Here is a 10,438-nt window from a genome sequence, read left to right on the forward strand (position 1 = left end):
ACCCTGATGGCGCGCGGCGCCGCGTTTCTGGGCAGCGACACCGCCATCCTGTGCGGCGCGATGTCGTGGGTGTCGGAACGCCACCTGGTGTCGGCGATCTCGAATGCGGGGGGCTTTGGCCTCGTTGCCTGCGGGTCGATGTCGCCCGCGCTGCTCGATGCGGAGATTGCCGCGACGAAGGCGCTCACCGCGCGGCCGTTCGGCGTCAACCTCATCACCATGCATCCCGATCTGGTCGAGTTGATCGCGGTGTGCGCGCGGCACCGGGTGAGCCATATCGTGCTGGCGGGCGGCCTGCCGCCGGCGGGCAGCCTGGACGCGATCAAGGCGGCGGGCGCGATGGTCATCTGCTTTGCCCCGGCACTCAGCCTGGCCAAGAAGCTCATCCGCTCGGGCGTCGATGCGCTGGTGATCGAGGGGATGGAGGCGGGCGGCCATATCGGCCCGGTCGCCACCAGCGTGCTGGCGCAGGAAATCCTGCCCGTCGTCGCCGATCAGGTGCCGGTGTTCGTCGCCGGCGGCATCGGCCGGGGCGAGGCGATTGCCGCCTATCTGGAAATGGGCGCTGCCGGCGTGCAGCTGGGCACGCGCTTTGCCTGTGCGAGCGAGAGCATCGCCCACCCCAATTTCAAGCGCGCCTTTTTCCGCGCCGCCGCCCGCGATGCGGTGGCGAGCGTGCAGATCGACCCGCGCCTGCCCGTCATCCCGGTGCGCGCGCTGAAGAACGCCGGGTCCGACGCGTTCATCGCCAAGCAGCGCGAAGTGGCCGCCGCGCTCGATGCGGGGCAGGTCGACATGGCGGCCGCGCAGCTGGAGATCGAACATTACTGGGCCGGCGCGCTGCGCCGCGCGGTGATCGACGGCGATGTCGAGCATGGCAGCCTGATGGCCGGACAGTCGGTGGGCATGGTCACCAAGGAAGAACCGGTCGCCGAGATCATTGCCCAGCTGATGGACGAAGCTGGCGCGGCGCTGGCCGAACGCGCGGCCTGACGGGGCCTTGCCCGTACAATATTGACAAATCCCATAGTTTGCCCAGATTAGGGCATAGCTATGGCAAGGTCTGCGATTCCCGCAGCTTATGCCGCATCCGGCGGCTATCGCCCGCTTGGCAATGGGGAGCGGGCGCGCGGACTGGCGCTATCGACAGCGCTTGTGGGGCTGCTGATGCTGGCGCTAATCTGGGTCCGCCCGCCGGCGCTGACCAAGCTGCCCCGCGCGCCCAGCATCTTCGCCATGCTGCCGATTGCGGTACCGGACGAGCCGACCCCAAAACCGCAGCCCCAGCCGATGGCGAAGCGACCAGATCCGGGTAGCCGCGCGGCGCCCCGCGCGCCAGCACCAATGCCCCGCCCGGCGGCTGCGGCCACCCCGCCCGCCCCCGCGCCGCCAGCCCCGCCATCCGGGATTGCGGCAATCCCGGCGCCAGTTGCACTACCATCCAACATTCCCTCGCCCCCGCCGCCAAGCGGGGCCGGCGGCGCTGCCACGACCATCACCGCCAGCACGGGCGGCGGCACCGGGGGCAATGGCGAGGGCGCAGGCAAGGGGCGCGGCACCGGCATCGGCGACGGGTTGGGCGACGCCAGCACGCTGGTCCGCGCCAACTGGGCGCGCGAGACGAGCTGGCAAGACATTTATGCCCTGCACCCCCGCGAGGCCAAGGTGGCAGGCAAATCTGGCAAGGCAGAGCTTGCCTGCCAGGTTACACTGAAGCGCCGGTTGGTGAACTGCACGGTGCGCCAGGAAACCCCCGGTGGCTGGGGCTTTGGCGTGGCCGCGCTGCGCCTGGTGCCGCAACTGCGTGCCTTGCCGCGCCGGATCGACGGGCGCGAGGTCGATCTCGCCTGGGTCAGCTTCACGATCAATTTCGACCTGCCGCGCACCAGTCGCTGATCGCCTGCCCCCGAGTCGCCGCTGGGCCTGGCCATTGTGCAGCGGCACCTGCCCTGATTTCGGCGCAGTTTCGCCTGTTTTTATCCCAACTCACCTTTTTTGCGACAAGTGCGGCTGGGTTGACTTGAAACCGTCATCTATATGACGGATCGATAAGCTCGCGGCTAGCAAATACAAGGTCATCATCAGCTGAAACCAGCGTGTTTCGGCAATAGAGATGCTTTGTCTTTTGTCTGGTGGGGGAAGTGTGACCGTCCTCAGCCAGGAGTAAAGCAATGCGTGTTTCACTTGTAATTGCTGCGCTGTCTTCATTTATGCTTGCCGCAGGTGCATCGGCTGCCCCCACCGCGCCGCTGCCGCCCGATGGCGCAGCGGCCAACCTTGCCGTGCCACGCGTCGGCGCCGACGGGCAGTTCGAAACGCCAAACCGCAGCCACAGCGCGCTGGAAACGCTGTGGCATCTGCGTGCCGCGCTGAACGTGGCGGCGCTCAACTGCACCGGGGAAGCCGCTGAACACATTGTTGCAGACTATAACGCGCTGCTGGTGGAGCGGCGGCTGGCGCTGGCGGCGGCCAATACAGCGGTCGAGGCGGGCATGAAGGCACGCCATGGCGAAAGCTGGCAGGAACAGCATGATGCCGACATGACGCGGGTGTACAACTTCTTCTCGCAACCCCCGGCGCAGCGCGATTTCTGCATCATTGCCGAGCAGGTCGCCTATGAAGCGCGCACCGTGCCGGAAGCGGCGCTGGCCGATTTCGCGGCGGCGCGAATGGCGGTGCTGGAGGCGCCGTTCCTGGCCTTCTACGCGCGCTATCACGCCTATCGCGTCGCGCTGAACCGCTGGCAGGCGGGGCAGCCGGGCCAGACGGCCGCGCGCTGATCCAACCCCGCCGCTCCGGCGGCGGGCCACATGAAAAAAGCGTTAACGCGGGTTTCGCCAAGGCCCTGAACCGCGCCTTCAGTACGCGCGGGCGACACCCGATCCTGCCTGTTTGGGGCTTGCGACAGGAGATCGCCATGCGTTCGTTGTTTGCGTTTATGCTCGTCGCCAGTGCCGCGCCGGCGCTGGCCCAGGAAAATCCGCCCGCGCCACCGGCCGGTGCTTCCACCCGCCAGGTGGTGCCGCCGCACCATCCCGATGGCAGCTATGCCACGCCCAGCCACGCGGTGACCGGGGCAGAGGCTATCTGGCACCTGCGCTCGGCACTCAATGTCGCAGCACTTGGCTGTCGCGACGCCGATGATGCGCGCACCGCCGGTGATTACAACGCGATGCTCGCCCGCCATGCCCAGCCGCTCGCCGCCGCCAATGCCGCCGTTACCCAGCGTTATCGGCAACAGGCCGGCGCCCGGTGGGAAACGATGCGCGAGCGGGCGATGACGCAGCTCTATAACTTCTATGCCCAGGTGCCCGCGCATGACGAGTTCTGCGCCACCGCCAAGGCCGTGCTGGCCGAGGTGCAGGGCGTGGCGGCAGCCGACCTGGCGAGCTTTGCCCGCGCCCGGCTGGACGCGCTGGAAGCGCCGTTCACGCGCTTTTACGCACGTTATGAGGCGTGGCAGGCCGATATGGCGCAGTGGCAGGGGCAGCGCGGCGGCGGGGCAATGGTGCCGACGGTGGTTGCCAGCCGCTGAACCGGCGCAACGCGGCCATTGGCGCGGGCGCCCGGCTTCTGCTAGCCCTTCGTCATGCCTGGGTCTGCTGCTGCCTCCGCCCGCGAAATTCTCGTCCGCCTGCACGATGTGATGGCGGCGAAAAGCTCGGCGCAGGCCAAGCTCAACCGCGTCGTCCAGATCATTGCCGAAGCGACGCAGAGCGAGGTCTGCTCGATCTATCTTCTGCGTGAGGGCGTGCTGGAGCTCTACGCCACGCAGGGGCTGGACCAGGGCGCGGTGCATGTAACAATGCTCGCGCCCGGCGAGGGGCTGGTCGGCACCATCGCGCATGATGTCGAGCCGCTCAATCTGGACGAGGCGGCCAGCCACCCCAATTTCGCCTTCCGCCCGGAAACCGGCGAGGAGCGCTATCACAGCTTTGCCGGCGTGCCGATCATCCGCCGCGAGCGCGCGGTGGGCGTGCTGTGCGTGCAGCATGTCGAGCCGCATCGTTATGCCGATGTCGAGATCGAGGCGCTGCAGACGGTCGCCATGGTGCTGTCCGAACTGATCGCCAATGCCGACCTGATCGACATCAGCGCCAGCCCCCAGCGCGCCGCGCCGCAGACCGCCACCCGCCTGCAGGGGTTGAAGCTGGTCGACGGCATGGCGCGCGGCGTGGCGGTGTTCCACCAGCCGCGCATCACCATCGAACATACCATGGCCGAGGATACCGAGGCCGAGCGCCACCGCGTCTATGCCGCGTTCGACAAGATGCGCGAGCAGATCGAGCGGATGGCAGCGCAAGCCGAATTCGGTGTCGGCGGCGAACATGACGAGGTGCTCGAAACCTACAAGATGTTCGCCTATGACGAGGGCTGGTCGCGCCGCATCAACGAGGCGATCGACAGCGGCCTGACGGCGGAGGCCGCGATCGAACGGGTGCAGCAGCGCACCCGCATGCGCATGCGCCAGATCGACGACCCGCTGCTGGCCGAACGGATGCACGATCTGGAGGACCTCTCCAACCGGTTGCTGCGCATCGTCTCCGGCCAGATGGGCACTGCGGCGCAGATGGGCCTGCGGCAGGATTCGATCCTGATCGCGCGCAATCTGGGGCCGGCGGAACTGCTGGAATATGACCGGCGCCGGCTGAAGGGCGTCATTCTGGAGGAAGGGTCGCTGACCGCCCATGTCACCATCGTGGCGCGCGCAATGGGCGTGCCGGTGCTGGGCCGGGTGCGCGACATTCGCCGGCTGATCGGCGAGGGCGATCTGCTGCTGCTCGATGTCGGCGCGGGCACTGCCTTTGCCCGCCCCACCCCCGCGATCGAAGAGGGGTTCGAGGCCAAGCTGAACCTCAGCCAGAAGCGGCGTGCCCAGCTGGCCGCGATGCGCGACCTGCCCCCCGTCACCCGCGACGGCAGGCGCATCACGGTGATGGTGAATGCGGGCCTACGCGACGATGTCGGCGCGGTGGAACTGACCGGGGCTGACGGCATCGGCCTGTTCCGCACCGAATTCCAGTTTCTGGTCTCGGCCACGCTGCCCGCACGCGAGCGGCAACAGCGCCTGTACCGCGACGTGCTGGACGGGGCGGGCGGCAAGCCGGTCATCTTCCGCACGGTCGATATCGGCGGCGACAAGGTGCTCCCTTATCTGCGCGACGATGCCGGGGAGGAGGAGAACCCGGCGATGGGCTGGCGCGCGCTGCGGCTGGCGCTGGAACGCGACGGGCTGATGAAGGTGCAGGCACGCGCGCTGATCGAGGCGGCGGCGGGTCGCACGCTGAACGTGATGTTCCCGATGGTCTCCGAACCCTGGGAGTTCGAGGCGGCCCGCGCGCTGTTCGACGCGCAGCATCGCTGGCTGGCGGAGCGCGGGCGCAAGCTGCCCCAGCACATCCGCTATGGCTGCATGCTGGAAGTGCCGGCGCTGGCGGAAATGCTCGACGTGCTGCTGCCGCAGCTCGATTTCCTGTCGGTGGGCACCAATGATCTGACGCAGTTCCTGTTCGCTGCCGACCGCGCCAACCCCAAGCTGGCGGAGCGTTATGACTGGCTCAGTCCGTCGATCCTGCGCTTCCTGTCGCGCATCGCCGGGCAGGTGCACGCAGCCGGCGTTGACCTGGCCGTGTGCGGTGAAATGGGCGGCCGCACGCTGGAGGCGATGGCGCTGATCGCGCTGGGCATCGACCGGCTGTCGATCACGCCGGCGGCGGTGGGGCCGATCAAGTCGATGGTGCGCACGCTGGACCATGGCCGGGTGCGCGACTTCATGGCCGAGCTGCTGGTGCGCGCCCCGCGCGACATGCGCGGCGCGCTGGCCGAGTGGGCCGCGCGCGAGGGGGTCGACCTGGGCTGAACCTGCGGCTAGCGCAATTCTGTCCCGCGTTGACAGATGGATAAGGCTTTGGGACAAGCCAGCCCGAGCGAACGGCCGCTTGTGTGGAGGAATTGATGGGCGACGCCGAACCGGGCGAGGAAGCGACGCTGTTCCCCAAGACCGTGGGCGAGAAACTGCGCGAGGCGCGGGAGTCGCAGGGGCTGACGCTCGACGAGATCGCCGCGCGCACCCGCGTGCCGATGCGCCATCTGGAAGCGATCGAGCGGGGCGATTACGGCGCGCTGCCCTCTGCCACCTATGCCGTCGGCTTTGCCAAGGCCTATGCCCGGGCCGTCGGCATGGACGAAGTGGCGGTGGGCCGCGAGGTGCGCGGCACCCTGCCGGACAGCGGCACCGCCGCCAACGTGCATGCCAGCACCAGCTTTGCGCCGCCCTCGCCCCCGCGCCGCGCGCCCAGCTATGAAGCGCGCGAACCGGCCAAGCTGCCGCCCCGGGGGCTGACGGCGGTGCTGGTAATTGCCGCCGTGCTGATGGTGGCGGCGACGTTGCTGGCCTATAGCAATGGCTGGTTCCAGGGTGACGGCAGCCCGCCTGCCTCCTCCCCCGTGGCCGAGCAGCAGGTGCCGCCGCCGGCAACGAACACCCCTGCCCCCGCTGCAGCCGCACCGGCGACTGGCGGCCAGGTGAAGCTGACCGCGACCGATCTGGTGTGGCTGCGCGTCTATGATGCCGATGGCGCCACGCTGATCCAGCGCGAGCTGCAGCCGGGCGAAAGCTATGACGTGCCGCAATCGGCCAAGGGTCCGATGATCAATATCGGCCGGCCGGACAAGCTGGCGATCACCATCGACGGGCAGCAGGTGGCGCCGCTGGGCGATGGCAGCCGCGCGATCAAGGATGTCGCCATCTCCGCCGATGCTCTGCGCGCACGGAGCGCCCCGGCCGCCAATCCGGCTGCTGGCGTGACCACGCCCGGCGCGGCGGACCCGGCGGCCGGCGCATCAGAGCCGTCACGCCCGCGCACCGCCGACCGCCGGACCACGCGCAGCGACAGCCGCCGTAACGACAACGAAACCGCGCGCGCCAACCGGGCGGCGGCCGAGCCCGCGGCCGCACCGGCCACGCCGCCCGCCGAGCAGGGTGGTGGCGATACGCCCCCGCCGCAGCCCTGATCACCGCATCGGCAGGTGGGCTGGCGCGGCCGCGCGCGTCGGTTATAAAGCGGCAACAAGGAAAACAGGGGATGGCCATGCGCAAGACATTGTGGATCGCACTTCTGGCCGGCGTCGCGCTGGCGCCCGGCGTCGCGCGGGCGCAATCGCAATCGGGGATCGAGGGCCGGGTGGACCGGCTGGAGCGCGAGATGCGCGCCGTGCAGCGCAAGGTGTTCCCCGGCGGCAACGCGGCCTATTTCCCGCCGGAGGTGACCCCGCCGGCTGCTGCCAGCCCGGCCCCGGGCGTGCCCGCGACCAGCGCGGTTGCCGATCTGCAGACCCGGCTGACCGCGCTTGAATCGCAGCTGGCGACCGTCACCGGCCAGGTCGAGCAGAACCAGTACAAGATCCAGCAGCTGGAAGACGCCTTCAACGCCTATAAGCGCGCAACCGACACCAGGCTGAAGGCGCTGGAGGGTGCGGGCACCGTCGCCGCCGATCCGGGCACCGCGCCCGCCGCCGCCGCGCCGGCTCCGGCCGCTGCCGCTGCGACCAAGCCGGCCGCCGGCACCACCACCACGCCCGCCAAGCCGGCGCCCGCCGCCGCCGCCAAGCCCGCCGATCCGGCGCGTGCCCGGCTGATTGCCGCGGTCGAAAAGCCCGTCACCGCCGACCCGGCAGACGATCTCTACGTCTATGGCTTTCGCCTGTGGCAGGCAAAGCTCTATCCCGAGGCGGCCGCGCAACTGAGCCAGGTGGCGGTGAAATATCCCGCCCACCGCCGCGCCAGCTGGGCGCAGAATCTGCTCGGCCGCAGCTATCTGGACGACAATCAGCCGCAACAGGCCGCGCGCGCCTTCCTGAAGAATTACAAGGATTATCCCGACGGCGAACGCACGCCCGACAGCCTTTATTACCTGACCGTGGCGCTCAAAAAGCTGGGCAAGCCCTCGGCCGACATCTGCAAGGTGTTCGACGCGATTGCCGCCCGCTATGAATCGCGGCTCAGCGCGCAGCTGAAGGCCGATGTCGTGCGCGGCCGCGCGGAGGAAAAGTGCAAGGCTGCTTGATATGCCGCCCGCTGAGGCGGTGGCGCGCTTCCGGGCCGATCTTTCGGCGCTGACCGGGCCGCTGGCGGATGCCCGCCTGGCGATTGCCGTATCGGGCGGGGCGGACAGCATGGCCCTGCTCGCGCTGGCGGCGGCGGCCCTTCCGGGTCAGGTGATCGTAGCCACCATCGACCATCGGCTGCGGCCTGAAAATGCCGGTGAGGCGGTGATGGTGGCCGGCTGGTGCGCGCTGGCCCAGGTGCCGCACGCCACGCTTGCCGTCACCGAACCGCGCGCCGCGGGCGACAATCTGCACGACTGGGCCCGGCAGGCGCGTTACCGGCTGCTGACGGACTGGGCAGCGGCCGCAGGCGCGGCATTGCTCGCCACCGCGCACCACGCCGATGATCAGGCCGAAACCTTCCTCATGCGCGCGGTGCGGGGCGCCGGAGTCGCGGGGCTTGCCGGCATCCGCGCGCGGCAGGAGATCAGGCCGGGCATCACCCTTGTCCGCCCGCTGCTCGGCTGGCGGCGGGCGGAATTGCGCGCACTGGCGCAGAGCGCCGGGCTGCCCTTTGTCGATGACCCCAGCAACGCCGATGACCGGTTCGAGCGCACCCGTGTCCGCGCGCTGCTGGCGCGGGAGCCGATGCTCGATGCCGCCGCACTCGCCCGCGCCGCCGCGCACGCTGCAGAAGCCGATGCGACGCTCGCCGCGCTGGAGGCGCACTTCTGGGCCGCGTGCCGCCTGCCTCCCACGGATGGCGACGCGCACCAGCTGTGGCTCGACCTTGCCGGCCTGCCGCGCGAGATTAAGCGGCGGCTGGCGCGCACCGCCATTGCCCGCGTGCGCGCCGATGCCGGCATCACCCGCCCCGCCTTCGACGACGCCGCCAATATCGAGCCGCTGCTCGACGCGATGGCGGCGGGCAGAGCGGCGACGCAGGCGGGCGTGGTGGTGCGCCCGGCCGGCACTGTGTGGCGCTTCGCCCCGGCACCACCGCGTCGATCGCGCTGATCGGCGCAATCCATCACTTGTTCCATTGCCATTAACCCAGCGGTGCTTATCTTGGGCGCACGAAAGGTATCCGCATGAACGACAATGACAAGCAGCCTGACGGCAATCCCTGGATGAAGAGCCTGATGGTGTGGGTGGCGATCCTGGTCGCGCTCGCGCTGTTCGTCACGCTGTTTGAAAATGGCGCGCAAACGAACGCCGCGAGCAGCACGCTCCCCTATTCGACCTTCCTCGACAAGGTGGATCAGGGCTCGGTGCGCGAGGTGAACATCGCTGGCGACATCGTCTCAGGCACGACCACGACCGGTGAGCGCTTCCGCAGCTATGCACCGAAGGACCCGCTGCTGACCGACCGCCTGCTTAAAAAGGGCGTCGTCATCAACGCCCGGCCGGAGGAAGGCACCTCGATCTGGCTGGTGCTGCTCTATCAGTCACTGCCGTTCCTGCTGTTCCTGGGCATCGCCTTTTTCGTGCTGCGCCAGATGCAGAAAAATTCGGGCTCGGGCGCGATGGGGTTCGGCAAGTCGCGCGCGCGACTGCTCACGCAGAAGGAAGGCAAGGTCACGTTCGATGACGTTGCCGGCATCGACGAAGCGCGCGAGGAGCTGCAGGAAATCGTCGAATTCCTGAAGGACCCGACCAAGTTTGCGCGGCTGGGCGGCAAGATCCCGAAGGGCGCGCTGCTGGTCGGCTCGCCCGGCACCGGCAAGACGCTGCTCGCCCGCGCGATTGCGGGGGAAGCGGGCGTGCCGTTCTTCACCATTTCGGGTTCGGACTTTGTCGAGATGTTCGTGGGCGTGGGCGCCAGCCGCGTGCGCGACATGTTCGAACAGGCCAAGAAGGCGGCCCCCTGCATCGTCTTCATCGATGAAATCGACGCGGTCGGCCGCCATCGCGGCGCAGGGCTCGGCAACGGCAATGACGAGCGCGAGCAGACGCTCAATCAGCTGCTCGTCGAGATGGACGGGTTCGAGGCGAACGAAGGTATCATCATCATCGCCGCGACCAACCGGCCCGACGTGCTCGACCCCGCGCTGCTGCGCCCGGGCCGGTTCGACCGGCAGGTGGTGGTGCCGCGCCCCGATATCGAGGGCCGCATCAAGATCCTGCAGGTGCATATGAAGAAGGTGCCGCTGGCGCCCGATGTCGATGCCCGCGTCATCGCGCGCGGCACGCCGGGCTTTTCGGGCGCCGACCTCGCCAATCTGGTCAACGAAGCCGCGCTGCTCGCCGCGCGCAAGGGCAAGCGGCTGGTCGCCATGGCCGAGTTCGAGGAGGCCAAGGACAAGGTGATGATGGGCGCCGAGCGGCGCAGCATGGTGATGACCGACGACGAAAAGCGGATGACCGCCTATCACGAGGCCGGCCACGCCAT

General features: G+C 68.9%; 9 protein-coding genes. All 9 read left to right on the plus strand.

Features of this window, described 5'->3' with window-relative positions; all coding sequences use genetic code 11:
- Positions 1 to 6: 6 nt before the first annotated feature.
- Positions 7 to 993 (plus strand): nitronate monooxygenase, encoded by a 987-nt coding sequence (locus K2Y03_RS12600; protein WP_294091118.1) that lies wholly within the window; start codon positions 7 to 9, stop codon positions 991 to 993.
- A gap of 60 nt (positions 994 to 1,053) precedes the next feature.
- Positions 1,054 to 1,896, plus strand: a complete 843-nt coding sequence (locus tag K2Y03_RS12605; RefSeq protein WP_294091104.1) for a hypothetical protein — start codon at positions 1,054 to 1,056, stop codon at positions 1,894 to 1,896.
- A gap of 314 nt (positions 1,897 to 2,210) precedes the next feature.
- Positions 2,211 to 2,780 (plus strand): hypothetical protein, encoded by a 570-nt coding sequence (locus tag K2Y03_RS12610; protein WP_294091106.1) that lies wholly within the window; start codon positions 2,211 to 2,213, stop codon positions 2,778 to 2,780.
- A 137-nt stretch (positions 2,781 to 2,917) separates the two neighbouring features.
- Positions 2,918 to 3,535: a hypothetical protein gene (locus K2Y03_RS12615; RefSeq protein WP_294091107.1), complete on the plus strand. Its 618-nt coding sequence runs from the start codon at positions 2,918 to 2,920 to the stop codon at positions 3,533 to 3,535.
- 54 nt (positions 3,536 to 3,589) lie between these two features.
- Positions 3,590 to 5,860 carry a phosphoenolpyruvate--protein phosphotransferase gene (gene ptsP / locus K2Y03_RS12620; RefSeq protein WP_294091109.1) on the plus strand — a complete coding sequence of 757 codons (2,271 nt, stop codon included), beginning with the start codon at positions 3,590 to 3,592 and terminating at the stop codon, positions 5,858 to 5,860.
- Between the two features lie 95 nt (positions 5,861 to 5,955).
- Entirely contained in the window at positions 5,956 to 7,014 is a 1,059-nt protein-coding gene (locus K2Y03_RS12625) for a helix-turn-helix domain-containing protein (protein ID WP_294091110.1), read from the plus strand.
- 71 nt (positions 7,015 to 7,085) lie between these two features.
- On the plus strand, positions 7,086 to 8,066 hold the full coding sequence (locus K2Y03_RS12630) for a YbgF trimerization domain-containing protein (RefSeq protein ID WP_367114776.1): 981 nt from the start codon (positions 7,086 to 7,088) through the stop codon (positions 8,064 to 8,066).
- A gap of 1 nt (position 8,067) precedes the next feature.
- Positions 8,068 to 9,063, plus strand: a complete 996-nt coding sequence (gene tilS, locus K2Y03_RS12635; RefSeq protein ID WP_294091111.1) for a tRNA lysidine(34) synthetase TilS — start codon at positions 8,068 to 8,070, stop codon at positions 9,061 to 9,063.
- A 74-nt stretch (positions 9,064 to 9,137) separates the two neighbouring features.
- The coding region (gene ftsH, locus K2Y03_RS12640; protein ID WP_294091112.1) for an ATP-dependent zinc metalloprotease FtsH at positions 9,138 to 10,438 on the plus strand (1,301 nt) is incomplete at its 3' end.

Origin of the sequence: Sphingomonas sp., assembly GCF_019746015.1 — a bacterium.
Taxonomy (GTDB): Bacteria; Pseudomonadota; Alphaproteobacteria; order Sphingomonadales; family Sphingomonadaceae; genus Sphingomonas.

Bases quoted from the DNA above. Each gene is read 5' to 3' on its own strand.
- K2Y03_RS12600 (WP_294091118.1), top strand. From the start codon at position 7: ATGGCGCGCGGCGCCGCGTTTCTGGGCAGCGACACCGCCATCCTGTGC.
- K2Y03_RS12605 (WP_294091104.1), top strand. From the start codon at position 1,054: ATGGCAAGGTCTGCGATTCCCGCAGCTTATGCCGCATCCGGCGGCTAT.
- K2Y03_RS12610 (WP_294091106.1), top strand. From the start codon at position 2,211: ATGCTTGCCGCAGGTGCATCGGCTGCCCCCACCGCGCCGCTGCCGCCC.
- K2Y03_RS12615 (WP_294091107.1), top strand. From the start codon at position 2,918: ATGCGTTCGTTGTTTGCGTTTATGCTCGTCGCCAGTGCCGCGCCGGCG.
- ptsP (WP_294091109.1), top strand. From the start codon at position 3,590: ATGCCTGGGTCTGCTGCTGCCTCCGCCCGCGAAATTCTCGTCCGCCTG.
- K2Y03_RS12625 (WP_294091110.1), top strand. From the start codon at position 5,956: ATGGGCGACGCCGAACCGGGCGAGGAAGCGACGCTGTTCCCCAAGACC.
- K2Y03_RS12630 (WP_367114776.1), top strand. From the start codon at position 7,086: ATGGCCATGCGCAAGACATTGTGGATCGCACTTCTGGCCGGCGTCGCG.
- tilS (WP_294091111.1), top strand. From the start codon at position 8,068: ATGCCGCCCGCTGAGGCGGTGGCGCGCTTCCGGGCCGATCTTTCGGCG.